Origin of the sequence: Cohnella boryungensis, from assembly GCF_042651945.1 — a bacterium.
In the GTDB taxonomy this organism is placed as follows: domain Bacteria; phylum Bacillota; class Bacilli; order Paenibacillales; family Paenibacillaceae; genus Cohnella; species Cohnella boryungensis.
Genome location: NZ_JBHSED010000004.1, coordinates 64,681 through 90,094 on the forward strand (window position 1 = coordinate 64,681; position 25,414 = coordinate 90,094).

General features: G+C 57.1%; 31 protein-coding genes. 4 read left to right on the forward strand and 27 right to left on the reverse strand.

Annotation, left to right across the window (positions count from 1 at the left end):
- Positions 1-155: 155 nt before the first annotated feature.
- From ACFO1S_RS04165 to ACFO1S_RS04265, 21 genes are all read right to left on the reverse strand, one after another.
- Positions 156-1,010, reverse strand: coding sequence for a TlyA family RNA methyltransferase (locus tag ACFO1S_RS04165; RefSeq protein ID WP_204604407.1), 855 nt, complete (start codon positions 1,008-1,010; stop codon positions 156-158).
- Entirely contained in the window at positions 1,010-2,905 is a 1,896-nt protein-coding gene (gene dxs / locus ACFO1S_RS04170) for a 1-deoxy-D-xylulose-5-phosphate synthase (RefSeq protein WP_204604408.1), read from the reverse strand. Before dxs ends, ACFO1S_RS04165 begins: the two co-directional genes overlap by 1 nt.
- A gap of 182 nt (positions 2,906-3,087) precedes the next feature.
- Entirely contained in the window at positions 3,088-3,999 is a 912-nt protein-coding gene (locus ACFO1S_RS04175; RefSeq protein WP_204604409.1) for a polyprenyl synthetase family protein, read from the reverse strand.
- 39 nt (positions 4,000-4,038) lie between these two features.
- Positions 4,039-4,323 (reverse strand): exodeoxyribonuclease VII small subunit, encoded by a 285-nt coding sequence (xseB, locus tag ACFO1S_RS04180; RefSeq protein WP_204604410.1) that lies wholly within the window; start codon positions 4,321-4,323, stop codon positions 4,039-4,041.
- Between the two features lie 4 nt (positions 4,324-4,327).
- Positions 4,328-5,677 carry an exodeoxyribonuclease VII large subunit gene (xseA, locus tag ACFO1S_RS04185; RefSeq protein ID WP_204604411.1) on the reverse strand — a complete coding sequence of 450 codons (1,350 nt, stop codon included), beginning with the start codon at positions 5,675-5,677 and terminating at the stop codon, positions 4,328-4,330.
- A 15-nt stretch (positions 5,678-5,692) separates the two neighbouring features.
- The gene (gene folD, locus ACFO1S_RS04190) at positions 5,693-6,544 is read right to left on the reverse strand and encodes a bifunctional methylenetetrahydrofolate dehydrogenase/methenyltetrahydrofolate cyclohydrolase FolD (RefSeq protein WP_204604412.1); all 852 of its coding nucleotides are present in this window, start codon (positions 6,542-6,544) and stop codon (positions 5,693-5,695) included.
- 6 nt (positions 6,545-6,550) lie between these two features.
- A complete protein-coding gene (nusB, locus tag ACFO1S_RS04195; RefSeq protein ID WP_204604413.1) occupies positions 6,551-7,003 on the reverse strand; it encodes a transcription antitermination factor NusB in 453 nt (150 codons plus the stop codon).
- Between the two features lie 119 nt (positions 7,004-7,122).
- Complete coding sequence (locus tag ACFO1S_RS04200; protein WP_204604414.1) at positions 7,123-7,353, reverse strand: DUF2273 domain-containing protein; 231 nt, start codon at positions 7,351-7,353, stop codon at positions 7,123-7,125.
- Between the two features lie 14 nt (positions 7,354-7,367).
- Positions 7,368-7,931, reverse strand: a complete 564-nt coding sequence (gene amaP, locus ACFO1S_RS04205) for an alkaline shock response membrane anchor protein AmaP (protein WP_204604415.1) — start codon at positions 7,929-7,931, stop codon at positions 7,368-7,370.
- Between the two features lie 159 nt (positions 7,932-8,090).
- The gene (locus ACFO1S_RS04210) at positions 8,091-8,498 is read right to left on the reverse strand and encodes an Asp23/Gls24 family envelope stress response protein (RefSeq protein ID WP_204604416.1); all 408 of its coding nucleotides are present in this window, start codon (positions 8,496-8,498) and stop codon (positions 8,091-8,093) included.
- 142 nt (positions 8,499-8,640) lie between these two features.
- Entirely contained in the window at positions 8,641-9,993 is a 1,353-nt protein-coding gene (gene accC / locus ACFO1S_RS04215) for an acetyl-CoA carboxylase biotin carboxylase subunit (RefSeq protein ID WP_204604417.1), read from the reverse strand.
- A gap of 19 nt (positions 9,994-10,012) precedes the next feature.
- The gene (gene accB / locus ACFO1S_RS04220; RefSeq protein ID WP_204604418.1) at positions 10,013-10,492 is read right to left on the reverse strand and encodes an acetyl-CoA carboxylase biotin carboxyl carrier protein; all 480 of its coding nucleotides are present in this window, start codon (positions 10,490-10,492) and stop codon (positions 10,013-10,015) included.
- Between the two features lie 238 nt (positions 10,493-10,730).
- A complete protein-coding gene (locus ACFO1S_RS04225; protein ID WP_204604419.1) occupies positions 10,731-11,414 on the reverse strand; it encodes a SpoIIIAH-like family protein in 684 nt (227 codons plus the stop codon).
- Between the two features lie 41 nt (positions 11,415-11,455).
- Positions 11,456-12,109, reverse strand: a complete 654-nt coding sequence (spoIIIAG, locus tag ACFO1S_RS04230) for a stage III sporulation protein AG (RefSeq protein ID WP_204604420.1) — start codon at positions 12,107-12,109, stop codon at positions 11,456-11,458.
- A gap of 16 nt (positions 12,110-12,125) precedes the next feature.
- Positions 12,126-12,887, reverse strand: coding sequence for a stage III sporulation protein AF (locus ACFO1S_RS04235; RefSeq protein WP_204604421.1), 762 nt, complete (start codon positions 12,885-12,887; stop codon positions 12,126-12,128).
- A 16-nt stretch (positions 12,888-12,903) separates the two neighbouring features.
- Positions 12,904-14,145 carry a stage III sporulation protein AE gene (gene spoIIIAE / locus ACFO1S_RS04240; protein ID WP_378126320.1) on the reverse strand — a complete coding sequence of 414 codons (1,242 nt, stop codon included), beginning with the start codon at positions 14,143-14,145 and terminating at the stop codon, positions 12,904-12,906.
- A 24-nt stretch (positions 14,146-14,169) separates the two neighbouring features.
- Positions 14,170-14,559 carry a stage III sporulation protein AD gene (spoIIIAD, locus tag ACFO1S_RS04245; protein WP_204604485.1) on the reverse strand — a complete coding sequence of 130 codons (390 nt, stop codon included), beginning with the start codon at positions 14,557-14,559 and terminating at the stop codon, positions 14,170-14,172.
- 34 nt (positions 14,560-14,593) lie between these two features.
- Positions 14,594-14,797 carry a stage III sporulation protein AC gene (spoIIIAC, locus tag ACFO1S_RS04250; protein WP_094050916.1) on the reverse strand — a complete coding sequence of 68 codons (204 nt, stop codon included), beginning with the start codon at positions 14,795-14,797 and terminating at the stop codon, positions 14,594-14,596.
- 59 nt (positions 14,798-14,856) lie between these two features.
- Positions 14,857-15,381 carry a stage III sporulation protein SpoIIIAB gene (spoIIIAB, locus tag ACFO1S_RS04255; RefSeq protein WP_204604422.1) on the reverse strand — a complete coding sequence of 175 codons (525 nt, stop codon included), beginning with the start codon at positions 15,379-15,381 and terminating at the stop codon, positions 14,857-14,859.
- On the reverse strand, positions 15,378-16,520 hold the full coding sequence (gene spoIIIAA, locus ACFO1S_RS04260) for a stage III sporulation protein AA (protein WP_378126322.1): 1,143 nt from the start codon (positions 16,518-16,520) through the stop codon (positions 15,378-15,380). The genes spoIIIAB and spoIIIAA overlap by 4 nt, the downstream gene beginning before the upstream one ends.
- Positions 16,521-16,607: 87 nt before the next feature.
- Entirely contained in the window at positions 16,608-16,871 is a 264-nt protein-coding gene (locus tag ACFO1S_RS04265) for a YqhV family protein (protein ID WP_204604487.1), read from the reverse strand.
- Positions 16,872-17,066: 195 nt separating this feature from the next.
- Here ACFO1S_RS04265 and comA point away from each other — a divergent pair, with 195 nt between their 5' ends.
- Positions 17,067-17,891 carry a phosphosulfolactate synthase gene (comA, locus tag ACFO1S_RS04270; protein ID WP_204604423.1) on the forward strand — a complete coding sequence of 275 codons (825 nt, stop codon included), beginning with the start codon at positions 17,067-17,069 and terminating at the stop codon, positions 17,889-17,891.
- A 124-nt stretch (positions 17,892-18,015) separates the two neighbouring features.
- Entirely contained in the window at positions 18,016-18,474 is a 459-nt protein-coding gene (locus ACFO1S_RS04275) for a DUF441 domain-containing protein (protein WP_204604488.1), read from the forward strand.
- 455 nt (positions 18,475-18,929) lie between these two features.
- Here ACFO1S_RS04275 and ACFO1S_RS04280 read toward each other — a convergent pair whose 3' ends face one another.
- The 5 genes from ACFO1S_RS04280 to ACFO1S_RS04300 all read right to left on the reverse strand — a co-directional run bounded on the left by ACFO1S_RS04280 (position 18,930) and on the right by ACFO1S_RS04300 (position 23,232).
- Entirely contained in the window at positions 18,930-20,183 is a 1,254-nt protein-coding gene (locus ACFO1S_RS04280; RefSeq protein WP_204604424.1) for an aspartate kinase, read from the reverse strand.
- 150 nt (positions 20,184-20,333) lie between these two features.
- Positions 20,334-20,891: an elongation factor P gene (gene efp / locus ACFO1S_RS04285; RefSeq protein WP_204604425.1), complete on the reverse strand. Its 558-nt coding sequence runs from the start codon at positions 20,889-20,891 to the stop codon at positions 20,334-20,336.
- A gap of 34 nt (positions 20,892-20,925) precedes the next feature.
- On the reverse strand, positions 20,926-21,999 hold the full coding sequence (locus ACFO1S_RS04290) for an aminopeptidase P family protein (protein WP_204604426.1): 1,074 nt from the start codon (positions 21,997-21,999) through the stop codon (positions 20,926-20,928).
- A 53-nt stretch (positions 22,000-22,052) separates the two neighbouring features.
- On the reverse strand, positions 22,053-22,499 hold the full coding sequence (aroQ, locus tag ACFO1S_RS04295; RefSeq protein ID WP_204604427.1) for a type II 3-dehydroquinate dehydratase: 447 nt from the start codon (positions 22,497-22,499) through the stop codon (positions 22,053-22,055).
- Positions 22,500-22,650: 151 nt separating this feature from the next.
- The gene (locus tag ACFO1S_RS04300; RefSeq protein ID WP_204604428.1) at positions 22,651-23,232 is read right to left on the reverse strand and encodes a YqhR family membrane protein; all 582 of its coding nucleotides are present in this window, start codon (positions 23,230-23,232) and stop codon (positions 22,651-22,653) included.
- Positions 23,233-23,407: 175 nt separating this feature from the next.
- On the opposite strand from ACFO1S_RS04300, the gene ACFO1S_RS04305 reads away from it, so the two are divergent.
- Together ACFO1S_RS04305 and ACFO1S_RS04310 are read left to right on the forward strand one after the other, a co-directional pair.
- Positions 23,408-24,367 carry a DUF1385 domain-containing protein gene (locus ACFO1S_RS04305; protein ID WP_204604429.1) on the forward strand — a complete coding sequence of 320 codons (960 nt, stop codon included), beginning with the start codon at positions 23,408-23,410 and terminating at the stop codon, positions 24,365-24,367.
- 55 nt (positions 24,368-24,422) lie between these two features.
- On the forward strand, positions 24,423-24,734 hold the full coding sequence (locus ACFO1S_RS04310; protein ID WP_204604430.1) for a hypothetical protein: 312 nt from the start codon (positions 24,423-24,425) through the stop codon (positions 24,732-24,734).
- Between the two features lie 145 nt (positions 24,735-24,879).
- Here ACFO1S_RS04310 and mntR read toward each other — a convergent pair whose 3' ends face one another.
- Positions 24,880-25,302, reverse strand: coding sequence for a transcriptional regulator MntR (mntR, locus tag ACFO1S_RS04315; protein ID WP_204604431.1), 423 nt, complete (start codon positions 25,300-25,302; stop codon positions 24,880-24,882).
- Positions 25,303-25,414 lie beyond the last annotated feature (112 nt).

Sequence of the window (25,414 nt, forward strand, 5' to 3'; positions counted from 1 at the left end):
GCTGTTCGTTCTTTTAACTTTCGAGATCGGCGGCCGTTATTCCTCTTTGACAGCTAAAAACCCGAAGCGCCCGAGCCCGCCCGGTTCGATTTCTCCGGCCGTTCTTCGGCAGCTCCGGGTCAACCGGCGATAGGGTATGTCCTTCCTGCTCCTCGCTATGACGGCGAACGGCGGAAGGTTTGATTGGCCTCTTGCACGACTTGCTCAGCCAGGCTTTCCAGCTTCTGAGCTGTAAGCTCCGACAAGGAATCCTTGGAATGCGCAAGCTGCCAGCAAGCCAGAAACTCGATGTTTCCTTCTCCGCCGGTAATCGGAGAGTATGTCAGTCCCCGCAGCTCAAAGCCAAGCTCTTGCGCGGCACTCAACACCTCTCTTAACACCTGGGCGTGCACCGCCGGATCGCGGATAACGCCCGACTTGCCGACGTGGTCCCGCCCGGCCTCGAATTGAGGCTTGATCAGGGCAACCGTCGTTCCTCCGGAGGCAAGCATCGTAGCCAATACGGGCAAAATCAGCTTAAGCGATATAAAGGAAACATCGATCGTCGCGAAGCTGGGCTGCGGGCCTTCTAGACGCTCGGGAGTCATATGGCGAAAATTCGTGCGCTCCATTACCTGCACGCGCTCGTCCTGCCGCAATGACCAATCCAATTGGTTGTAGCCGACGTCGACCGCGTAGACGCGCTTCGCCCCATGCTGCAGAGCGCAATCCGTGAATCCGCCCGTCGATGCGCCGATATCCAGCACCGTAGCCTCTTTCAGCTCCAATTCAAAATGCTTGATCGCCTTCTCCAGCTTTAACCCGCCTCGGCTGACATAAGGGTGTACCGAGCCCTTAACGACAATCGCGGCATCGCGGGGCACCTTCGTTCCCGCTTTCTCTACGCGCTCGGCGCCGATGAACACAAGGCCGGCCATAATAGCGGCTTTGGCCTTCTCCCTGCTTTCGAAGTAGCCTTGCTCAAGAAGCAGTACATCCAGGCGCTCTTTAGTTACGGTCGTCTTCTCCATCAGGTCGCCTTTTGCCTCTTGCGCACGGTAAGGGAAGCCAGGCGCTTGGCGATTTCCTCGGCGGTCAAGCCGACTTGCTCGCGCTGCTCCTTGATTGTGGCATGCTCCACGAAAATATCCGGTACGCCCGCAAGATGCACCGACGCAGGCTGTACGCCCTGCAAGGCGTAAAATTCCAGAATCGCGCTGCCCAGACCGCCCTCAATTGCTCCTTCCTCCAGAACCATAAGCGGAATGCGCTCTTTGGCAAGGGACAGCAGCATCTGCTTATCCAACGGCTTTACAAAGCGGGCATTCACGACTCGCACGTTAATGCCCTCGCGCTTCAACAACTCGGCGGCCTCTTCTGCCACCTGCACCATCGGACCAATCGCCAGAACTGCGGCGTAGTCTCCTTCGCGCACGATGTCCCAGGTGCCGATCTCGACGGCGGACATCCGCTCGTCGAACGGGACGCCCGTTCCCGCAATTCTCGGGTAGCGCACGGCAATCGGACCCTTCTCGTATTCGATTGCCGTTTTCATCATATTCCGCAGCTCATTCTCATCCTTAGGCATCATGATCACCATGTTCGGAATGTGCCGCAGGAACGCAATGTCGTATACGCCTTGATGGGTTTCGCCGTCAGCTCCTACGAAGCCCGCCCTGTCGATAGCGAATACCACGTTCAGGTTTTGTCGGCAAATATCATGCACCACCTGATCGTATGCACGCTGCAGGAAGGTCGAATACACCGCAAACACCGGCTTCAATCCCTCCATCGCCGCAGCTGCAGAGAAGGTAGCCGCATGCTGCTCCGCGATGCCGACGTCAAACATCCGATCCGGAAAATGCTCGGCGAATTTCAGCAAGCCGGAGCCCCCGGGCATCGCCGGCGTGACCGCCACGATACGGCGATCCTGCTCAGCAAGCTCAATCAGCGTATTGCCGAATACCTCCGTGTACATCGGAGGTCCGACAGGCTTAACGACCTGACCGGATTCAATCTTATACGAGCCCGTAACCCCATGCCACTTGTGCGAATCGGCCTCCGCGGGGGAATAGCCCTTGCCCTTGGTCGTCAGTATGTGCACAAGCACGGGTCCGTCGATCTGATCCGCCTGCTTGAAGGCCTCCATCAGCTTGCCGATGTCATGCCCGTCGACCGGTCCGAAGTATTTCAGCCCGAATTCCTCGAACAGCATCCCGTCCGGCGCGACCAAGTATTTCAAGCTGTCCTTGACCCGATCCGCCGTGCGGGCCAGCTTTCCGCCAATGGCCGGCACCTTGCGCAGCAGCCAGTCCAGCTCGTCCTTGGCCTTGCGATAGATTTTCTCTGTCCGAACCTTGCCCAGATAGTTATGGATCGCGCCTACGTTCGGAGCGATGGACATCTCATTGTCGTTGAGCACTACCATCAGCTTGCGTTTCTCATGGCCGATGTGGTTGAGCGCTTCCAAAGCCATTCCTCCGGTAAGGGCGCCGTCTCCGATGACGGCGATCACGCGATTGGAATCGCCTTTCAGATCGCGCGCCACAGCCATGCCTGCCGCCGCGGACAAGGACGTGCTGCTATGGCCGGCTTCCCATACGTCGTGCTCGCTTTCGTTGCGTTTGATGAAGCCGCACAGCCCATCCTTCTGCCGCAGCGTATCGAAACGATTTTGCCGTCCGGTCAGCATTTTGTGCACGTAAGCCTGATGACCGACGTCAAAAATGAATTTGTCGCGCGGACTGTCAAACAAATAATGCAAAGCCAGCGTCAGCTCCACGACTCCCAGATTCGGCGCCAGATGCCCCCCCGTCGAAGACAGCTTTTGAATGAGAAAATGTCGAATTTCTTCAGCAAGCTGAGGAAGCTCGGGCAGCGATAGTTTTTTTAAGTCGGTTGGACTGTCGATTTGCTTGAGAAGCAAGTCATGTTCCCCGCTTTCCCCACTTAGATATTACGGCTATTATACCATATCCCGAAAACAATGCCCAAATGCGCTCCCGTTAACGGCTCGCCGGATACGGGCACATAAAAAGTCCCGTTCAAAGCCGCACGCGCCAGCCGCGCGCGACCCGAATCGGGACTTTCTTTTCAGGAAGCCGCGAATTAATGATCCCTGTCCAGCAAATATTTCGCAATCTCCAGCAGCCGATCCGGCTTGACGAAGCCCGCCTCCAGCAGCGTTGCCGCAGCTTTGTCGGTAAGAGCGGATACGCGGCTGCGGCTTTCGTCCAAGCCAAGAAGATAAGGATAAGTGACCTTCTGCTGCCGCTCGTCACTCTTGACCGGCTTGCCCAGCTTGTCCTCGGTTCCCGTCAAGTCGAGAATGTCATCCTGAATTTGGAAGGCAAGACCGACATAATGCCCGAAGCGGCCAAGCGCCTCCAGCTGCCGGTCGTCCGCTTCAGCGGCGTGTCCGCCCGAACGAAGCGAGAACGCAATCAGATCGCCCGTCTTATGCAGATGAATAGCTTCCAGCTGCTCCAGCGAAGTTGTGCCCTGCTCTCCGAGCATATCCAGCACCTGCCCGCCGACCATCCCCTGCAAGCCCGCATACTGCGACAGCTCGCGGACAACCGCCAGCACCCGCTCCGCAGGCACGCCCGATTTCGCAGCTTCCGATACGACATGAAAGGCATGGGTCAGCAAGCCGTCTCCCGCCAGAATCGCCATCGCGTCGCCGTACACCTTGTGGTTGGTCAACCGTCCGCGGCGATAATCGTCATTGTCCATTGCGGGAAGATCGTCGTGAACCAACGAATAGGTATGGATCATTTCGACCGCGCAGGCAAAATGCAGCGCCCGATCCGACGCCTCCGCCTGTCCCGCGACGGCTTCCGCCGCCGCCAACGCCAGAATCGGCCTAAGCCGCTTTCCTCCTGCCAGCAGCGAGTAGTTCATCGCTTCGCGAAGCTTGTCGGGAATGATCCAATCAGGCGAAAATACGCTCTGGAGCGCAGTTTCAACTTTAAGCCTCTGTTGCTCTAAGTAAGTATGTACATCCACCGAAGTCTTCACGTCATTACCCCTCTGCCTGATCGAAATCCAAAGCCGGTCTTATGCTTCTTCCTTCCCCGCGGCGAACGGCTTGCGCTGAAGTCCGGCTTCGCCCTCCACCAGCATCTCGATGCGACGCTCCACCTGCTCCAGCTTCTGTCCGCACAGGCGGGAGAGAGACATTCCCTCCTGGAAAAGCTCAATCGCCGTTTCCAGCGGCACGTCCCCGCTTTCCAGCTTGGCGACAATGACCTCCAGCTTCTCCATCGCCAGCTCAAACGTCATCGTCGAAGCGGACTCGTCGGCTGCGGCGCTTTCGGTGCCGTTCGTCTCTTTTTTAGCCATTGTCCTATCCCTCCTCCTGGATTCCCCATACCTGGCAATCCAATTTGCCATCGGTCAGCCGCACATGGATGCGGTCGCCCGGCTGAACCTCGTTAATCGAACGAATTAACGCCTTCTCCTGCTCGTCATAAGCCAGACTATAGCCGCGAGCCATGACCTTAAGCGGGCTGAGGGCGTCCAGCTGCCGAACGAGCGAACCGAAGCGGCCGCTCTTGTCCCGCGCGATCCCCTTCATCGCCAGCTCCAAGCCTCGCGAAGCGGTCGTGATCCGCTGGCGGGCATGAATGGCTTGCTGACGGGGATTGACGGCGAGCAGACGTCCCTCCAGGCGCGATAATCGCTCCCGGGCTTTGGCTTGCTCCGTCTTCATCCGATAGTGCAGCGTCTCCGTCAGACGGTCCAATCTCTCCGCCTGCGCAAGCAAGCTCCGGCGCGGCTGCGTGAAATAGGACGAGCGGGCGGCATGCTGCCAGCGCTCTCTGGCCTTGCCAAGCAATGCGCGCAGGGAGCCGGCCATTCGTTGCTCCAGATGGGCCAAGCCCTGCTGAAGCTCCCCGATATGCCTTACCGCAATTTCCGCCGCTGCGGTCGGGGTCGCCGCCCGCAGATCGGCCGCGAAATCCGCGATCGTAAAGTCCGTCTCATGCCCGACAGCGGATATAATCGGGATAACCGAGCCTCGGATAGCCCTCGCCACCATTTCCTCGTTGAAGGCCCAAAGCTCCTCCAGCGAGCCGCCGCCGCGCCCGACGATTAGCACGTCCGCAGCGCCAAGCTCATTCATCGTTCGAATCGCTCTCACGATGGAGGGTGCCGCTCCGGTTCCCTGCACGGAAACGGGATACAGCAGCACATGAACGCCGGGGTTCCGGCGTTCAAGCGTAATCATAATATCGCGAACAGCCGCTCCGGTCGGGGACGTAATGATGCCGACGGTGCGAGGATAACGAGGCAGCTGCCGCTTCGCTTCCGGCAGGAAGAGTCCTTCCGCTTCCAGCTTCCGCTTCAATTGCTCGAAAGCGAGATAGAGGCTTCCGATTCCGTCCGGCTGCATGGACGTTGCGTAAAATTGATATTGGCCGTCTCGCTCGTAGACCGAGATTCCCCCGCGCGCCAGCACCTTCATTCCGTTTTTCGGGGAGAACGGCAATCGCTGATTGTAGGATGCGAACATAATACACTTCAGCTTCGCATTCTCGTCCTTCAAGGTAAAGTACATGTGGCCGCTGGAGTGAAACGTAAAGTTCGAGATTTCGCCTCTCAACCAAATATCCTGAAGTCCGCTGTCGCCCTCCAGCTTGGCTTTGATGAGGCGGTTAATCTCGCGTATGGATAACGCCCGCGCCGGTTCCATCGCAAGGCTCCCTTCCTAGCTCAGAGAACGTTGCGCGGATTTCAGCGTGTTGGCCATTAGCATCGTGATAGTCATTGGGCCTACGCCACCGGGTACCGGCGTAACCCAGCCGGCTACGTTCAGAACGTCGTCGAAATCGACATCTCCGCATAGCTTGCCGTCAGGCAGCCGGTTCATGCCGACATCGATGACAACCGCTCCCGGCTTCACCCATTCCTTCTTCACAAGCTTGGCGACTCCGACGGCCACCACGAGGATGTCGGCCTGACTCGCCATCTCCGGCAAGTTCGGCGTACGGGAATGACAGATCGTGACGGTCGCGTTCTCGCGCAGCAGCAGCATAGACACCGGCTTGCCAACGATGTTGCTTCGGCCGATGACAACCGCGTGCTTGCCCGCAGGATCGTTGCCCGTTCTCTTCAGCAGCTCGATGACACCGGAAGGCGTGCATGGAAGCAAGGCATCGTCCCCGATCATCAGGTTGCCGACGCTCTCCGGGTGAAACCCGTCCACGTCCTTGTGCACCGAAATCGCGTCGATGATCGCCTTTTCGTGGATATGCTTGGGCAACGGAAGCTGCACGAGAATCCCGTGAACGTTATCCTGTCCGTTATAACGCTCGATCAGCTGCAGAAGCTCCTGCTCGGTCGACTCCGCCGGCAGCCGCACGACCTCCGAGTAATAGCCCAACTGTTCGCACGCCTTGGCTTTATTGCGTACATATACTTGCGATGCAGGGTCCTCACCGACCAGAATGACGACCAGGCCGGGAGTGACTCCCTTTTGCTTCAGCTTTTCAACTTCCAGAATGATCTCCTCGCGAATCGAATCGGAGATTTTCTTTCCTTCAATTAATTGTGCGCTCACAGACGTTCACTCTCCCGAGGTTGGTTTTTCTTCTCTTTCTTTCAACATTCGTCCGAGAACGCCGTTGACGAATTTGCCGTTCTCATCTTGGCCGAAATGCTTGGCCAGCTCGATCGCCTCGTTAATGACCACCTTCGGCGGAACATCCGGTCGATACAGCAGCTCGTAAGCGGCCAGCCGCAAAATTTGCCGATCCACCCTCGAAAGTCGATCGACCTGCCATCCGGTCAGGTAGGCGACTAGCTGCTGATCAAGAAGCTCTTGCTTCTCCTGCACGCCTTGAACCAGCTCGCGCGTAAAGGCGTCAATCCCTGCCAATTCGGCGACATCGGTCCCAATCTCATTTTCTTGGCGAGCCTCGTCCATCAGCGTATTCACCGCTTCAAGAGCGGTAACGCCGTTCATCTCGATCAGGTACAAGCTCTGTACCGCAATTTCTCTTGCCATTCTGCGCTTCATGAGTCCCCCCGCGTTTCTTGTCGTAGAAGCAAAAAAACCCATGAGCATCTTTTCCTTGGGAAACCGCGGAGCTAACGCACGCTCCGCCGCACCTGTCCGGGCAAGAACATTCACAGGGATTATCGCGACCAAGGCCAACGGTCCGTTACCCATTCCGTCAATCTATCCAACGGAAATAGCGGTCCCCGCCGTTCGTCCTTGTGTTTGCCAATCCAATAACCGATGCCAATGAGCAAAGCGAAGAACAGCATATCCCAAAATCCGAATATCAAATAAACGATGCCGAACAGGAAACCTGCCGCGATCCCCGCGATTCTGCCGCCGTAGGATTCCAGCCATAACTTCCACACAGGCGGTTCCCTCCCTATTCTACACGGCTCTTAAAGGTAGTAGGCGCTTGCGTGACATTCGCGATAAATACCGACACTTCGGCAACCGGAATACCCGTCGCTTCCTCGACCTGCTGCGAAACCGTGCGCTGCATCTCTTCGGACATTGCCGGAATGGAGCCTTCTCCTTCGACGAAAGCCCGAATCAGAATGCCGAGTCCAGCCTCCGACACTCTCACGCGCGCGCGCAAATCCTTGACGCCTCGTGTACGCGAAGCCGCTTTAAGCGCAAGATTCTCCACCGTTTCCACCGATATGCGAATGTCGCCGTGCTCCGTCCGCTGATTGATCGAGGGCGAGGAATTGCCGTCTCTGCGAATGGAGACCACGAACAAGCGAAGACTGATCAGCAGCAGCACAATCGCCGCTCCGATGACAGACGCTTGCACGGCGCGCACATCGCCGGTGAAATCGGCAACGACTTCCATCAGCCACTTCTCGGAGAAGCCTCCGCTCGCAGCCACGATCGCAACGATGGAAGCCGCCGCGATTGCCAAGCTATATAGAAATAGCAGCAGCCTGTCCAACACTTTAATCACGTTAGCCCCTCCTGTTTCCCGATTGGAAATGAAAATGTCCTCCATGATCGCGAAAAGGCCTCTGCGAGAGACATCCCGAAGGATACTCTCGCCAGAGGGCCGCCATCCGCTGACCGGAGCTATTGCCGTTTACCGCAGAAAACCGAGGGCGGTTGCGCCTTATCGGACGCGTGCGTGGGATTCGTCCTCTTCGGGCTTATCGCCCGACTTGAAGTGAACGTCGTGAATATGAACGTTAACCTCCACCACGTGAAGTCCGGTCATCGATTCGATCGAGCGTTTGACGTTGCGTTGAATTTCAGTTGAAATTTCCGGAATTTTCCGGCCGTACTGAACGATTACGGACACATCCACCGCAGCTTCCCGCTGTCCGACCTCTACCTTGACGCCTTTAGACAGATTTTTGCGTCCGAGCAGCTCGGCGATTCCTGAGGAAAGGCCGCCGCTCATGCCGGCCACGCCGTCCACCTCAACGGTGGCGAGTCCCGCGATCACTTCAATGACCTCCGGCGCGATCTCGATAGTGCCCAAATCCGTTCTTTCGTAATCCGGGGCTACCAATTCCATTGCGCAGTTCCACCTCCATATCCCGGACCTATTCATGTAAGTCCGAGCATTCGCCTTCACTACTTATAAATATAGCATTCCCGGATTATTATGACAAACGCTTGGCCTGATTTCATCCGGGAACGTGAATTGTCGAGCGTTGCTATTCGTTGAAGATGTCGTTCTCCTCAAGGAACTTGATATCGAACGTCCCCTTGTTGAACAACGGATGATTCATCAGCTTGAGATGGAAGGGAATCGTCGTCTTCACGCCCTCGACCATAAACTCGCTGAGCGCCCGGCGAGTCCGTGCAATCGCTTCTTCGCGGGTAGGAGCCCACACGATCAGCTTCGCTACCATGGAATCATAGTGCGGAGAAATCGTGTATTGCGGATACACGGCGCTGTCCACGCGCACGCCAGGACCTCCCGGCGGCAGATAAAATCCGACGCGTCCGGCAGAAGGCATAAAGTTGCGCTCCGGATCCTCCGCATTGATCCGGCATTCGATCGCCCATCCGTCGAATCTGACATCCTCCTGCTTGAATGAGAGAGGAGCCCCTTCGGCAATGGACACCATTTCCCGGATCAGATCGATTCCTGTAATCATTTCGGTTACCGGATGCTCTACCTGAATACGGGTATTCATCTCCATGAAATAAAAGTTATTGTCGGGTCCGAGCAAATATTCAATCGTCCCGGCGCCCGAGTAGTCGACCGCGCGCGCGGCCCTGACGGAAGCCTGGCCCATTCGCTCGCGCAGCTCGGGGGTCATAATCGCGCAAGGCGCTTCCTCTACGAGCTTCTGACGGCGGCGTTGGACGGAGCAGTCCCGCTCGCCCAGATGGACGACATTGCCGTGCTTGTCGGCAATAATCTGAATTTCTACGTGCTTCATGCCCGTCAGGTATTTCTCCAGGTATACGCCGGCGTTGCCGAAAGCCTTCTCCGCTTCCTGCTGCGCAGTCGTGATTTCCCGGACGAGCATCTCCTCGTTGTCTGCGATGCGGATGCCGCGCCCGCCGCCGCCGGCCGTAGCCTTGATAATGACCGGATATCCGATCTCGCGGGCGACGCGGATCGCATCGTCAAGGTCCTCAAGCAAGCCGTCGGAGCCCGGAATAACGGGAACGTCGGCGTCCTTCATCGTCTGCTTGGCAACCGCTTTGTCCCCCATCCGGCTGATGGCCTCGGAGGAAGGACCGATAAACGTTATATTGCAAGATTCGCAGATTTCCGCGAAATCGGCGTTTTCGGAAAGGAAGCCGTAGCCCGGATGAATCGCGTCGCACTCCGTCAAGGTCGCAACGCTCATAATATTCGTCAGGTTGAGATAGCTGTCCTTCGTCGCGGTAGGACCGATGCAATAAGCCTCATCGGCCAGACGCACGTGCAGCGCCTCTTTGTCCGCTTCGGAATAGACCGCCACGGCGGTAATCCCCAGCTCGCGGCAAGCGCGTATAATCCGCACCGCGATCTCGCCTCGATTGGCGATGAGTATCTTGTTAAATTTCAAAGCGTAGTCCTCCTCGGGCTTATTCCGGCTTTACTAGGAATAGCGGTTGGCCGAATTCGACAAGCTGTCCGTTCTCCACGAGAATGTCCACGATCTCTCCCTTGATTTCCGCCTCCAGCGGGTTCATCAGCTTCATCGCTTCCAGAATGCACACGACCGTCTTATCGGATACCTTGTCGCCGATGTTCACGAATGCAGGAGCTTCCGGGGACGGCGAGCGGTAGAACGTGCCCACCATCGGCGACACGATGCGATGCAGATTGGACGTGTCGGCTGCAGGTGCTTTCGCCGGCGCGGCCGGCGCTTCCGGAGCAGGTACGGCCGGTTGCGCTTGCGGCAAGTATGTAGTAGAAAAGGAAGGCGTTTGCACATTGACAACTTCTGTGCGGCCCGGCTTGCGAATCGACAATCGCATGCCCTCGTTCTCAATCTCTAATTCGTGCACGGTGGTTTGGTCTACCAATTTGATCAATTCTTTGATTTCGCTTAACTTAAACATCTCGGTCACTCCTTGATTCGGGATTCCCCGTCTGAGGAAAGCACGCGTTCGAAGATGAGGCTTGTTCGAACCCACAACGAAGTTATTATACCATAATCGGTTGAAATGGAAAGAGTTACGCTTTCTCGGCCTTTCGCGTCCTCCCGAAGACGCGCGAAGGAGGCTTCCCGGAAGCGAACATATCGCTTCTGCTTCCGAGAGAGCCCCCGACGGGTTTGTTCGTCGCCAAGCATGAGCCTTACTGCACGTACTGCACCGTTACCCGGTCAGGCGTGACATTCAGTTCCTTCGTCGCCATGTCGAGAATGCCGATCGCTTGTTTTTTCTCCAGCTTGTCGCTCAGCACGATCACCTTGAAGTTCGTATCCACTTCGGATACGACGGCGTTATCGAAGTCCTGAAGCAGCTTTTCCTGAAGGCTGGTGATTCTGGAATCGATGTCCTCCAGACGATTCAATTCCTCTGCCGCCGAGGCGGCCTCTTCCTGGCTTACCTTCGTGTTTCCGATAATGGCGCTCAGCTCTTCGGCATGCTTGCTGACCTTTGTTTGCTGCTCCAGCGCGAGCTGATCTAGCAGCTCGTTGCCCTTGGCGTTGGCAATGCCCTTAAGCACCTCCTGATCCTCCGGCGACAGACTTGCGTCGCCCCCCGTGCCCTGTACGCCTTCGGCAGCCTGCTGGCCGGACTTCCCGCCAGTCTCCACGCCAGTCAGCTCATCCGTCATCTGATCGACCTCCGTTACGCTGATGCCTTCCTCGTTCGAGGCCGAAACCTTGCCCGCGTTATCGATAAGCTGAGATGCCTCCGAGCCGCCGACGCCGTTCGTTGAAGGCGCATCCTCCGTAAACAAGTAATAGGCCGACAAAATCACCATCAGGCTAAGCATCGATACGAGCCATATCGTTTGGCGTTTGTTGTTCATTGTTCCATTCCTCCCGAAAATATCATTATTTGAGCCACGGTTCATGCTTTACGCGGCACGACCGAGATGCGGTGAATCGGAACGTCCAGCCCGCCGGATACGGCCTCCGCCACAAGCTTGCGCACCGTGGCGTTCTCCGCGCCTTTGGCGACGATCATCACGCCGCGAATTCGCGGCTTCAGCTTCTTGACGATGATCGGCGACTGAACCCCGGAGGAAATCTCATAAAGCACGACCTGCCCATCCTTGGATATGTCCGTGATGTGCCGTTTCGCCCCATTGCGGTCTGTCTCATCCGTAATGGTCTGCATCTGCTTTTCGTTAAGCTGAACGACCGTTTCTTCCGTGGAATCGACCGTGACGAGAACATCTACCGTGCCCACGCCGACGATTCGCTCCAGCATCTCCTTTAGTCGGCCCTCGAATTCCGCTTCTATGTCCGAGAAGGGAGAAGAGGCTTTGTCGTCCCCGCCGCCGAGGAACGCTTCCTGCTGCGGAGCATCCTGGTCATGGGGCGGGGAAAGATCCGGAGACTTGGCGGGGTCCACCGTTTTGACGTTCATCAGGGAGGCCGCCAGCAGCATGGCTGCGCCAAGCAGCCCGATCAGCACCAGCCACCGGAAAGCCTTTACCCTTCTCTGTCCCCCGGAGCCTCCGCCGATGAAGCTCTCAAGACGCTGCAGCCAATTCGCCATGACACACCTCCCCGCCTTATTTTTTGCGCTCTTCGCCAGATACGCTCCCGTCTGGCAGGCGCACGTCCACAGCGCCAACCGAAAGTCCGAAGCGGCTAGCGATCAGAGCCGATATCCTCGACCGCGTCTCCCGGTCAAGCTCCAGCTTCTCCGAGCCCTCCTTCGACGAGAAGGCTTGCTCTGCTTCTGCCTCCGAAGGCGCATCTCCTGCCTGCTTGCTCTCCCAGCCAACGTCCTCGATGCGAATATCGACATCCGCGACGGCCTCCACCGCAAGCGATTCGGGCCCGGATCGCCTCTCCTCCGGCTTTCCCGCAGCGGATGCCGGCTCAAGCTCAACCGTCACGCCGGCAACCGTCAACGCGCCGTCCATATCCCGCTCCAGGCCTACAACCACCTTGCGCACGGAGCGCTGCTCCGATCGCTCCACTTCGTTCTTGATCTCCGCTTCGAGCCTCGCCGCCGCAAGCCGTTCAGCCTGCAAACGATGCCCGTCGCGAAGCTTCTCGCCTTCGGCTTCTATGAGCGCCAGCTCGTCTGCCGATCGTCCCGGCGTCTTCCCGACCGACTGCAGCCCTTCCGCCAATCGATCGCCGATATCGCCTTTGATCCAGTTCATGATCGGGGTCGCCACGGTCATGAGAATGAACAGCCCGGCCACCAATCGCACGTAGCGCTGCATCGTCCGGTTCGGCAGAAGCAAATCGATCAGCGCGGCCAGCAGGATAACCGCGATGACCTGGCGAAGCCAACCCGAAAGTCCGTCCATTAAGCCCATCCCGAGCTCCTCCTCGTCAGCGGATCATCAGGGCGGCATTGCCTGCGGTCAGGATAATCGTGACGGCCAGGAAGAACATCAGCCCGACCGAAGCCAGCGCGGCGAACACATAGATCAGCGTCTTGCCGATCGTCTGCAGGCAATGCACGATCGGCGTGTTGCCCAAGGGCTGCATGACCGCGCCCGCCACGTTGTAGATCAGCGCCAGCGTCAAAATCTTCAGGGCCGGAAAGGCGCACAGGAACAGCAGAACGATGACTCCGGCGAGACCGACCGCATTTTTGACAAGCAAGCTGGCCGACATCACGGTGTCCGTAGCATCCGAGAACATCTTGCCGACCACCGGCACGAAATTTCCCGTGACGAACTTGGCCGTCCTTAACGCCACCCCGTCCGTCACCGCCCCGGTCGCGCCCTGCACCGACAGCACGCCGAGAAAGACCGTCAGCAGCACTCCGAGCAAGCCAACGCCTACGTTGCGAAGCAGATTGGCGAGCTGCGTCGCCTTGTAGCGTTCCGTGATCGCGCTAACCAGATGAAGCACAGCCGAGAAGAACAGCAGCGGGAACACCACGAGATGGACAATCGTCCCCACCGTGTGGATCATGAACACGATCAGGGGGTGGAGCACCGCAACCGAGGTTACGCCCCCCGTTCCCGCCAGGAGCGTGAGCAGCAGAGGCACCATCGCCATCATGAACTGCACCATGCCGGCGATGGCTTCTCCCGCGTAAGAGGTCGCCGCGCGAAAGCTGTTGACGGCCAGAATAATCAACACCATGTAGGCGATGCCGTAGGCCACCTTGCTGACGGCGTTGCGTTCAAACGCGCTCTGCATCGTTTCAAGCAGCATTGTAAAAACCGTCAGCAGAACGATCGTCACGAGCAGCTTGCCGCTATACAGCACCTCGTGGAGGAAAAACTTAGCAAGCCCAACCAACGCCTGCTGCGCGCTCCAGCCTTCTCCATCGGGGAACATCAGCTGCCGAAGCTCCGGAAGCTTGCCCTCGGGGAAATAGCCGCCATACTCCGCCTTTAGGTCGTTCCAGTACTGCTGGATCCGTCCCAGCTCGACTTCCTCGCTTTGCTGCTTCGCAAGGTCGTCCGATATGCGACTTGAATCGGGAGAGCTCGGGCTTGCGAAGGCGGTTGCGGCTCCTCCGAGCGCGACTCCTGCCAGCAAGAGCAACAGAAGGATGAACCGGCTTTTCCAGCTCCCGCCAACCTCCGCACCCATCCGTATTTTCCCCGCCGTCATAAGCCGCCTCCTCATCCCGCATCCTCAGGCCGGCAGCAAATTCAGCACCGTTTCGACGATGACGCTGATGATAGGCACCGCCATGACGAGAATGAGCATTTTTCCGGCAAACTCGATTTTCGTCGCAACGCTTTCCAGACCCGCATCCCGCACGATCTGCGCCCCGAACTCCGCGATGTAGGCAATTCCGATAATTTTCAGCATCGTTTTCAGATAGACCGAGGGGATGCCCGAGCGATCGGCCAGCTCCTCCAGCACCGAAACGACGTCATCGATCTTGCCGACGAATGCGAGGAATATCGCTACCCCGACGAATGCGGCAAGCAAGTAGGCGAACATCGGCTTTTGCTCCCGAATGACGAGGATCAGCACGGTTGCCAGGAACCCGATTCCGACTATCTGGAGAATATCCACCCGCTTCACCTGCTTGCTCCGTATGAATGAGCCCTTACTGGAACAGGAAAATTGTCTTGATCTCCTGGAACAGGTCATTCAGCATGCGAACGACCATGAACAGCACGACAACGAACCCGATCAACGTCACCCAATGCGCCATATCTTCCTTGCCCATCTGCTTCAACACCGTATGAATCATCGCCACGATGATGCCGATGCCGGCGATTTGGAAAATGGTGCTGATGTCGATGTTCATCGCTATGGCCTCCTAAATGATTCGCCGAACTCCCGTCACGCCGCCGTGTTCGCACGCTGTCAAATCATCAGAATGACGATAAGCGCGGCTGCGAGCATCCCCAAGCTGCGGCTCAGCTTCTCGTATTTGCGTTGATCCTCGCGAGCCGCCGCCTCTTCCGCCTGAAGCTGGAGCGCGGCGAGCCGAAGATGCTTAAGCTGGTCCTCCCTGCCGCTCCCTCCAAGGATAGCTCCCAGCCTTAGCGCGGCCTCTTTCTCGGGAAGCTTCATCGCCGTCGAAGGCCAGCCCGAATGAATCGCCCTTTCCCAGCATTCGCGCACCGTGGCCCCGGAATCCGCCGATTCGCCCTCCAATGCAGCCGCGATGTCCGCGAACATCCGGGACAGAGGAGGCGCAGCGATCGATGCCAGTCGGCGAAGCGCTTCGGGCAGCGGGGTCTGTCCGTAGCCGATCTCGGTTTCCAGACGCTGGAGCGCATGAAGCAGCTCGCGAATCTGCCTGGGCCTTGCGGCGTAACGAGCGGATTGAACAAGACCGAGCATTGTTCCAGCGAACAATACAAGAAGCACCCCGATGAACTTCATCCTCCTCCGCCTCCTTCGCCGCAAGCCCCGTTAGGCGAGCGAATGACCGGCATCGGCCTGGATTTGCTTCTCGCCGGCTCGCAAGCGTCCGGCCGGACGCTCGCTCCCGTGAGAGACGCCTCTTCGCCGGGCGCGTCTCTCGGCAGGGCGCCGAAAGCTCTGGCCGCATACGGCGACAGAGCCTGCCCGGCTTCTTTCCCTGACACGATACGATGCTCTACGCGCTCCTCTCGCTTAGACAGAAACACATAAGCGCTGAATACGCCTTCTGCGGCCAACCGGGCCAATACCGGCCTCGCCAGCACATCCGCCAGATCCGACGCATGCGCAGTGGCAAGCACGCGGACGCCGGCATGAATGGCCTCTCGAATCGCTTCGGCATCCTCCGGCCGGCCGATCTCGTCGACTACAAGCACTTCGGGAGACATCGACCTGAGCATCATCATCATGCCTTCCGCCTTCGGACATGCATCCAGCACATCGCAGCGAGGGCCCAGATCGAAGCTCGGCACGCCGTTCTGGCAGGCGGCGATTTCCGACCGCTCGTCGATAATTCCGACCTTGCGGCTGCCCCAGCCCCTTGCGGCCGAATGATGCCATTGCCCTGTACTGATGCATCGCGCAAGATCGCGAATCAGCGTCGTCTTGCCTTGCTGCGGCGCGGAGACGACCAAGGTATGACGGAGGGTCCTGGCCTGATAATCCAGCAAACCCGGCAGCACCTGAGCGCCGAAGCCGGGGCGTTCCCTCGCGATTCTTACGTTAAAGCCGGCAATATCCCGCAAGTGCGACACAGCGCCTCTGTCCAGCACGGCTCTGCCCACCAGTCCGATTCGATGACCCCCTGATACCGTAACATAACCTCTGCGAAGCTCTTCCTCCATCGCATAGATGGAGTGATTGGTAATTCTCTCTAGGAGCGCTCGGCAATGCTCCTTCGTCGGAACGTAAGCCTCCCGGAATTGCTCCGTTAACGATCCGTCCTCCCGAAGAAACGAGTAACGGCTGCCGTAGCCGATCTCCAGCGGACGGTTTTCGCGGATGCGGATTTCTTCCAAATTGTCCTTTGCGACAGGAGGCATCCGTTCGAGCACAAGACGCAAGGAGGTCGGAAACAGCTCCAAGACAGGTTGCGGCAACTGAGCTCCCCCTTTCCGCCGGAAGATGATGATTGCTTTCTCATATGTATGCTTGGACAGCGTATTTATGCCTGCTTGGCCTACCGGCTATTTACGTAGAATCCCGATCAGCAGGCAGCCGACGCCGGCGAGAATCCAGATGAACTTGGAAGGCGAAAGCTTGTCCGCCATGCCGACCAAGCCGACCGTCGTCGTCGCGATAAGTATGAGCGGTCCCACCAAGGCTAGCATCGAATTGACGGCCAACGCCTTCTGAACGTCGTTTAGCCGGAGCATTACGATTGCCGCGGTTAGCTCGATACTTCCCGACATCATCCTGAGCATCGCCATGCTGAAAGCGGCTTTATCCATCGTGTACGCAACCTCCCTCATAGCGTAATAACCGTTCCTTTTTATCTTTATGCGGCTTTCGGCGATAACTTGTCTCCTTCATGCGGCGACGCTTTATTCAAGCTTCACGGGCGAACCGTCGCTCACAATAAGCTGGGCGAATGCATATATTGAATTCGTGAGTTCCACCTTGAAAACAATCGAGGAGAGTTGAATATGCCAACAGTATCTTTGCGTAACGAATGGCCGGAAGCGCTGGCCGATCCGAGCGGACGGAGGCAAGCCAAGCCGCGAACCAAAGGCAGAACGATGATCTTAGACAAGGGCGTCGGCCTGCATGCATTCGAGGACTTACTGGATTTGTCGGGGGAATACATCGATATCGTCAAGCTCGGCTTCGGCACCTCTCCTCTCTATCCGCTGCCGGTCATCCGCGGCAAAATCGATCGGGCCGTCAGGCGGGGGATTACGATTGTTCCCGGCGGCACGCTGCTGGAAGCCGCCGTCCGACTGGACGTCGTGCCCGGGTTTTTCCGTCAGGCGCTTGAGCTGGGCTTCACCGGCATCGAAGTGTCGGACGGTACGATTCAATTGGATCGGAATCTTAGGAGCGAATTGATCGGCGAGGCGAAAAGCTTGGGGCTGCAGGTGTTTACGGAATACGGGAAAAAGCTGTTCGGCTCTCGCATCGACATTGACGATTTTGCCGCAACCGTGCAGCAGGATCTTGCTTGCGGCGCCGATCTCGTCATCGTCGAGGCCAGGGAGTCCGGCAAGGGCATCGGCCTGTTCGACGAACGCGGCGATTGCCGCGACGAGGATCTGGCCCGGATTCGGAGCGCCGTTCCGAATTTGGGACGACTGCTGTGGGAGGCGCCGCTCAAGGATCAGCAGGTTGCGCTGATTCGGGCTCTTGGCCCCGACGTTCATCTCGGCAACATCCCGATGCAAGATGTCATAGCGCTGGAGAGCATGCGCCGCGGCTTGCGCTCGGACACGTTCAGCCTGCAGCGGGTGCCTCATATCGATTACATGATCTAACCGGGCCGTTTGGAGTCCCTCCCTCTCCTTTCCCCATGCCAACAAGCCTCGCGTTCTAAAACGCGAGGCTTGTTCCATATTCTATTTCTATAGCACGGCCTTATCGGGAGTGTGACGTCTTTTGATCTATGGGGAACTGGTGTTGGTCACGCTGATTGTCATTGGACTAGTCGGAAGATCTTCCATCATCACAACTGCAGCCTGCATTTTGCTGATTGTCAAGCTCACGCATCTCGACCGCTACCTGCCCTCCATCGAGCGAAGGGGCATTGAATTGGGGCTGTTATTTCTGACGCTGGCTATTCTCGTGCCATTCGCCTCGGGACGAATCCAGCCCAAGGACATTATAGAAGCCTTCTCCGGCTGGGTCGGCTGGATCGCCTTGATCGGCGGCGCAATCGGCGCTTATCTGAACAGCAAAGGGCTGGAGACGCTCAAGATGGACCCCCAGCTTATCGTCGGGATTGTGATCGGCTCGATTGCCGGCGTCGTCTTGCTGCGCGGAATTCCTGTCGGCCCGTTGATGGCCGCCGGACTGACCGCCATTCTGATCAAGATCGTCCAGCTATTTATCGGCAAATAGAAGGAGGAGCCGCAGGAGGGTTGAATGACTCCCAGGATCCCGCTTGGCGCGCTATTTATAGTTCCGGATTAGTTGTATAACCTGCAATTAATCGCAGGTTGCCCGGCATCTTACTAGATTAGTTACATTTTTACAATTAAATCCGGCGTATTCGCCCGCTTCCGCACAATTCGCACTGAATTTGTTGTAGAAAATACAACTAACATGTCCTCCCCGCCCTGACGCTATTGAATTAGATGTACCTTTTACAATTAGTGAACCCCCAAGCTGCCGAAAACTTCGCTAATGCAGGCGACAACGTCATCGACGGCTTGGACAGAAGATCGCATAGTTCTGCCAAAGGTATGGCCTCTATGGCCTCAATAAAAATAAGCCGGCCGGAAGTCTCTGGCCGACCTGATCTTGCTCACAGCCATCCGGCGAAGCTTCCTTCGCGGACGGTCGAATCTGCACTCCTAGCGGCGTTCGGAAGGTCCGCCGACGAAGGCCGTATCCGCCGTGTCCAGGCCATAGGCGGTATGAAGCGCCTGAATGACCTCCTGCACCGGCCCGGCGGCGATCACGCACGAAACTTTGATTTCCGAAGTGCTGACCATCTTGATGCTCACGCCAACCTCCGAGATCGCTTGGAACATTTTTGCCGCGACGCCGGGGTTCGACACCATGCCGGCTCCCACGATGGAAACCTTGACCAGGCCTTCCTCATAGGTTGTATCGTGATAAGGCACCTCGCTGCGAATGCCGGACAGCACATCCAGCGCGCGTTGACGGTCGTTGAGCGATACCGTGAACGAGAAATCGGCCTTGCCGTCCTGCACGCCGCTCTGAACGATAATGTCGACGTCGATGCCGTTGTCCGCAAGCGCTCCAAACATTTTTGCCAATACGCCCGGTACGTCCGCAACGCCCAACACGCTGATGCGGGCTACGTTTTTGTCCGATGCAATCCCTCTTACGACCATTCCTTGCTCCATTTGCGCATCCTCCCTTACCAACGTGCCTTCATTATTGTTAAAGCTCGACCGTACGACCAAATTCACCTTGTAGTGCTTCGCGTATTCAACAGCTCTTGGATGAAGCACGGCCGCTCCCAGATGAGCCAGCTCAAGCATCTCGTCGTATGAAATTTCGTTAAGCTTCCTCGCGCATTTAACGACGCGGGGGTCTGTGGAGTAGATTCCGTCTACGTCGGTATAAATTTCGCACACATCCGCATGGATCGCCGCAGCCAGCGCAACCGCCGTCGTATCCGATCCGCCGCGTCCAAGCGTCGTGATTTCGCCGTTGTCGGTCATTCCCTGGAAGCCCGCAACGATGACGATATTGCCCTCGTCGAGCGCAGCGAAGATTCGATCCGGAGAGATATCGGTAATTCTGGCCTTGGCGTGCACGGATTCCGTAACGATGCCGGCCTGCCACCCTGTGTAAGATTTCGCTTCATGTCCCAGCTTGTGAATGGCCATGGACAGCAAAGCCACGGAAATCTGCTCGCCCGTCGTCAGAAGCATATCCATCTCGCGCGCAGGCGGATTGTCGTTGATTTCGTTCGCTTTGTCAATCAGATCGTCCGTTGTATCTCCCATCGCCGACACGACGACGACGACCCGGTCGCCTTGCAGCTTCTTGTCGATAATCCGCTGCGCCACCCGACTCATTCGTTCCGTCGACCCGACGGAACTTCCGCCGAATTTCATTACTATCAATGACACCGGTAGTCACTCCCCCAGTCATACTTTCCTAGCCATAAACAAATAACTGCATACAGCATTATATTATAGCATAAGTCTATTGGCCCAAAAATATAAAAAATCCCCGAGTCCGCAAGTTTTTTTTGCGGAGCCCGGAGATTCGAAAAGACATTAAGCGCGCGAGACGTATTTGCCTTCTCTCGTATCGATCGTGAGCACATCGCCTTCGTTGATGAACAGCGGCACCTGCACGTTGAAGCCCGTTTCGAGCTTCGCGCTTTTCGTTGCGCCAGTCGCGGTGTTGCCCTTGATGCCGGGCTCGGTTTCTACGACCTTCAGATCGACGCTGTTCGGAATCGTGATGCCGATCATTTCGCCCTGGTAGCTGGAGATGTTCACGGTCATGTTCTCGATGAGGAAGTTGAGCTCCCACTCCAATTGATCCTTGGTCAGCTCGAATTGATCGAACGTTTCGTTGTCCATGAACGTGTATTCGTTGCCCGAATTGTACAAGTACTGCACGCCGCGGTTTTCTACGTGAGCGCGGACGACGTTCTCGCCTGCGCGGAACGTTTTCTCGACTACGTTGCCGTTGCGCAGGTTTTTGAGCTTGGAGCGCACGAAGGCTGCGCCTTTGCCCGGTTTAACATGCTGGAAGTCCAATACGGAATACAATCCGCCGTCCACTTCGATCGTCAAGCCTGTCTTGAATTCGTTAACAGAAATCACTTAAATACTCCTCCTGTAGAGACACTGCTCCTGATTAGTCCAATTCGATTAACTGCTTGGGCGAGTGCGTGATTACCCGGATGCCCTCGTCGGTCACGACAACGTCGTCCTCGATCCGGACACCGCCGAAGCCGGGGAGATAGATGCCGGGCTCGACCGTTACGACCATGCCGGGTTCCAGCACGTAATCGCCGACCGGCGAAAGTCGCGGCGATTCATGAATCTCCAATCCGATTCCGTGGCCCGTCCCATGGCCGAAATATTCTCCATAACCATACCTTGCGATGATATCTCTCGTCAAGGCATCGCCTTCCTTGCCGGTCATTCCCGGACGAAGATGATCCAAGGCATACTGCTGGGCTTCCCGCACGATTTCGTAGATTTCCTTGTGCTTGTCGTCCGCCTTGCCGACAACCAACGTACGCGTAATGTCGGAGCAATAGCCCTTGTAATAAGCGCCGAAATCAAGCGTCACGAATTCGTTCCTTCCGATTACGCGCTCGCTCGCCACGCCGTGGGGCAGGGCCGAACGTTCACCGGACGCGACGATCGTATCGAACGAGGAGCTTGCTGCGCCGTTGGCCCGCAAGAACACTTCCAGCTCAAGCGCAACCGCGCTTTCGCGGATTCCCGGCTTGATATAGCCCAGAATGTGGTCGAAAGCGCGATCGGCCAGATCGGCCGCCTCCTGCAGGATCGCGAGCTCTCCCTCGTCCTTGATCCCCCTCAGCTTGTCGACGATTCCTTCCGCCGGCAGAAGCCGTGTCGGTTGAAACGTCCGCTCCATTTTCAGGTACGTTCCATAAGCGACATCCTGCTCCTCGAACAGCAACGTCTTCACGTCCCATTCCCGGAGCAGCTCGGACACGGTTGCGTGGATATCCGCTCCGTGCTTGACGATCCGGAAGCCTTGCACCTGCGCGGACGCTTGCTCGGTATAACGAAAATCCGTAATGAAGACGGCTTGATCGGATGAGATTAACGCGACCCCGGAGCTACCGGTAAAGCCTGTCAGATAACGCCGATTGTGCGCCTGAGTAATAAGTATCGCCGCAGCTTCCGTCTTGGCGAGTGCGGCTCTCAGACGCTGAACCCGCTCATTGGGCATCTGATCTTCTCCTCTCTTGCTTGAAACGGCCTATAGTTTCCGCTGTTGTTGTTCTAGTCTTGCAATTGTCCGATATGCCGGCAGAGCGCCTGCAATCCAAGCTCATAGCTCACCGGTCCGAAGCCCGCGATCTGACCGAGCGCGACAGCCGCCGTCACGGATACGTGGCGAAAGGCTTCGCGCTTGTGAATATTCGACAGGTGCACCTCCACGACGGGAAGACCGACAGCGGAGAGCCCGTCGCGAAGCGCATAGCTGGTGTGCGTCAGCGCGCCCGGGTTGATCAGTATGCCGTCATGCTTCCCGTAGGCGGCATGGATGACATCCAGGAGCGCGCCTTCATGGTTGGATTGGAAGAAGGTCAACTCCGCATCCAGCGTACCGGCAAGCTCTCTCAGCCTTTCTTCGATCTGAGCCAGCGTTACGGCTCCATACACGCCGGGCTCGCGAATGCCGAGCATGTTCAGGTTAGGCCCGTTCAGTACCAAGATGCTTGTCATCAAGCTTCGCCTCCCGCATTCCGATCGGCATCGGCCGCAGGGCTGGCCGAGCCAAGTTCATCAGCCATTGTAACATAACGGAGCGTCCAAGAAAATGCTCCTTTGCCAACTTGGAATAACGAGCCCCATGCGCGATCGCGGCGGCAGGCGGCTATACCGCTGGCTGAGGAGAGCCGGTTCCCGACGGCTTCGTCGGCTCCCGATTGGCTTCGTCGTGAAGCTCGAACGCAATACTGTAGCCGATGAACAGCCCCCACATGAGAAACAGGCATAAATCCGTAGCCATGCTATTCCCTCCGATTCGTTTAAGCGGCGGCAAAGCGCCTATATAAGGACCCGCCCAAGCGTATAGAAGCCCCCACCAGCCAGCCCCGAACCAGAGCCCCGGCCAAGGGCCGCGCAGCCGGCGTAGAATTCCAAGATAGATCAGCGCCGCCAGCATGGACATGACAATAAAAGCGACCAGTCCGGCCGCCTGCCAGTAGAGCCCGCCAAGCAGTTTGCGCGGAACGAACGGGTCGAGAAGAAACGCCTGGGATACGTTGGTCAGATGAAGACCCGCAGCCAGCCATCTGGCCAGTCCCCAGATCAGACCGGCGAAGAAGCCGATCTTGATGCTGAACGGCACCGGACGCGTCGGAGCCGGCTCGTTCGCATGTGCGCTGCCCCTCTGCTCCGAGGCGGCGGAATGAGAATGGCGGGCGGCGGCGTTACCTGTATTCTCGGTCGTCATGTTATCCCTCCATTTCCTGCTCTTCTGAATCCCGTGTAGTATTTCCGCGCTCGCGGCAAACTAGTCCAAGGCCGTTCCATTGCCAGTGGCTTTCTAGTGCTATTTCCTGTAAAATAGAACTACTTGGGCGTAGCTAGCGCACACCCAGAGTTATGAGCAAAGCAGGTGACCCGTTATGTCCAATCCATCCCCATCCGTCTACGGCGGACAGGCTGTAATAGAAGGAGTCATGTTCGCCGGGAAGCACGTTCACGTCACGGCCGTGCGGCGCAAGGATCGCCAGATTACATTCCTCGAGGTGCCGAAGAAGCCGACGCCCGTGCTGAATGCCATTAAGAAAATCCCTTTCGTTCGGGGCATTATCGGAATTGTCGAATCCGCCGCCAAAGGCTCGCAGCACTTGACCTATTCCGCAGAAGCTTACGCCGAGGACGAGGCCGGCCCGGAGGAGGCCGCGAAGCCCAAGGAGAAGGAGCGCTGGAATCTGACCATGATTTTAGGCGTAGCCGTTGTGGGCATCCTATCCTTCGTTGTAGGCAAATTAATTTTCACTCTGGTGCCCGCTTTCGTAGAAGATCTGATCTTTAGTCAAGCCTTCGAGAATAAAATAATGCACAACCTGCTGGAGGGCGGTATCAAAATCGTCCTGCTGCTCGTCTACCTCTGGTTCATTTCCCAGACTCCTCTCATCAAGAGGCTGTTTCAATATCATGGAGCCGAGCACAAGGTGATCAGCGCCTACGAGGCCGGTTCCGAGCTGACGGTCGATGCCGTGCAGAAGTTCAGCAGACTTCATTATCGTTGCGGAAGCAGCTTTATTATTTTTACCGTTATCGTCGGGGTCATCGTCTATTCCTTCTTCTCTTGGGATTCGATGGCCGAAAGGATCATTCAGCGCATTATTTTGTTGCCGGTTGTGCTCGGCGTCTCGTATGAGGTGCTCAGATGGACGAACGCGCTTCGCGATGTGCCGGTGCTGAAATGGCTGGGAGCCCCCGGTCTTTGGCTGCAGCTGTTGACGACCAAGGAGCCGAACGACGATCAGGTGGCCGTCTCCATCGCCTCGTTCAACCGGATGAGAGAGCTGGACAGCGAGATCGCCGCGCCGCGCGTCACCCTGGCCAAGCAGGCTTAACGTTGTCCTTACGCAAGCCGCGGAGTTATTCGTTTCATATCGAAGGAGGATGCGCATGAGAAGACGAATCCAGCCTTGGTTCGCCGTTGTGCTTGTATTCATGGCGATCGGAGTGGCCACGCGTTTATTCCAGGGCTCCGTCGATTCCTGGCTTATTCCGCTGGTGCTGGTCGCAATCGTGTTTCTGCTTTACAAATTTCCTCCTGATCGGTGGAAAAATCCGCAGAAACGCAAAGCCTCTTCAAGCAAAGGCCCTCGGCCCGACTTTCGCCGGGCCAGCGCCAAATCGGAACGCCGCCGCTCTTCCCCCTTCACGGTCATTGAAGGCCGCAAGAGCAAGGATGACGAACCGCCGCGTTATCACTGACGAGAACCGCCTGAAGCCAGGAGCATAAGCTCTTGTCTCAGGCGGTTTTTCGCAATCGACGCTTTCATGCCGTACTTGCCGATCTAATGAAAAAGCCGCCCTCCCCGCATGTATGCTGCGGAAGGGCGGCTTCTTCATATGCAATTCAGTCGGTGTCCATCTCGGATCGGATTCTGCCGAGCTCCTGTATTCGTGCAGGATCGCGATTGAAATATTCGACCAACGATTCGATGCAGGTGATGGAATCCCAGCTCAGATGATGCTCGATTCCTTCAACGTCGCCGTAAATTTTGTCTTCTTGAACCCCGATCACGGTTAGGAAAGTTTCCAGAAGATGATGGCGATCGACCAGCCGCTTGCCGATCTTCTTGCCCTTATTCGTCAGGACGAGACCGCGGTACTTCTCGTAAATCAGGTAATTGTCCTTGTCGAGCTTCTGGATCATCTTCGTGACGGATGAAGGATGCACCTCCAGGCCCTCGGCGATATCCGAGACGCGGGCGTAACCTTTCTCGTCGATCAAGCGGTAAATCCGTTCCAAATAATCCTCCATGCTTGGGGTAGGCAACGCTAATCCCCCTTTCCTTCCATATCATACACTGTCGCAAGGGGACCGGGCAAGTCCGACTGTCGAAAAGAATCGCAGCCGTCCGTGTTTCGCATACTACCCTTGCAGCCCT